This window comes from Nocardia sichangensis, from assembly GCF_047200615.1.
Classification (GTDB): domain Bacteria; phylum Actinomycetota; class Actinomycetes; order Mycobacteriales; family Mycobacteriaceae; genus Nocardia; species Nocardia sichangensis.
In genome coordinates this window covers 1-1,012 of sequence record NZ_JBJZOK010000121.1, presented here as the reverse complement: position 1 = coordinate 1,012, position 1,012 = coordinate 1, and the positions used below count along the sequence as shown (strand labels likewise).

2 protein-coding genes are annotated in these 1,012 nt (G+C 63.7%); both read left to right on the top strand.

The window, feature by feature from the left end; translation table 11 throughout:
• Positions 1-271 precede the first annotated feature (271 nt).
• Entirely contained in the window at positions 272-583 is a 312-nt protein-coding gene (locus ACL03I_RS39395) for a transposase (RefSeq protein ID WP_412808657.1), read from the top strand.
• A gap of 110 nt (positions 584-693) precedes the next feature.
• Positions 694-1,012 (top strand): IS3 family transposase (locus tag ACL03I_RS39390; protein ID WP_412808656.1); only part of this gene is annotated, 319 nt, incomplete at its 3' end.

Below are 1,012 nucleotides of genomic sequence, written 5' to 3'. Positions count from 1 at the left end.
TGGTCCGAGAACTCCCAGCTGCCACGCCGGGGTGGTCCCATAACTGGCAAAACCTGCCGATCAAGTGGTCCCATCACTGGCTAACAGGATGGTCCCATGCTGCTGGCTAAACCAGCTCCGAGGTGGTCCCTTCCTCCTGGCAGCCGACAGCCTACGCGCCGACCACCAACTCCCGTGACCTGACCCCTCTGGTTCGGTCCGGGTGATCTGGCCCCCGCTCAGGGGGCCGCGGTTACGAGAGTTGAGGCAGACTGACCCGCAGGAGGTCACGATGCCGAAATCCTTTCCGCTGGCGATGCGACGGCGGGTGTGCGCTCGGCTGCGTGCCGGCGAGCCCGTCGCCGAGATAGCGGCCGAGACAGGGATCTCGCCTGCCACCTTGTTCCGGTGGAAGGCGCAGGTCCTCGTCGATGCAGGAGTCCGCGAGGGCATTCCGAGCGTGGAAGCTGATGAGCTGGCCTCGGCGAAGAAGAGGATCGCCGCGTTGGAAGCCGAATTGAAGCTCACTCGCGACGCCTGCGAATTGTTCGATGCGCAGGCGGTGGTGTCCCCAAAAGGCGGATCGCGGTCGTCGAAGGGCTGATCGCGCTCGGACATTCGGGGCGGTCGGCCTGTCGAATCGCTGGAGTGCACAGATCCACCTTCTTGCGGCAACGACGGCAGCCGTTGTCCACCAGAACAATTCGCAGGATCGTGGTCGCCGATGAGATTTCCCGGATTCATGTCCAGTCCCGTGGAACCTACGGCAAACGCCGGATCAAGGCCGCGTTGCTGGCCGAGTGCGAGATGATCGTCAACCACAAGCTGGTTGCCTCGATCATGGCCGAGCGTGGGCTGTTCGGCCTGCCCAGACGCAAACGACGTGGCCACCCGATGCTCGCAGTGAGCACTCCCGCGGACCTGGTGAACCGGGCCTTCACCGCTGCTCGCCCCAACGAGCTGTGGTGCACCGACATCACCGAACATCCCGCAACTTGGATTCCAGTAGTTGTTGCAACGCTGCTGGAAGGTG

What these genes read in the sequence shown, in the direction of transcription:
- ACL03I_RS39395 (WP_412808657.1), top strand. Translation starts at nt 272, where the DNA reads ATGCCGAAATCCTTTCCGCTGGCGATGCGACGGCGGGTGTGCGCTCGG.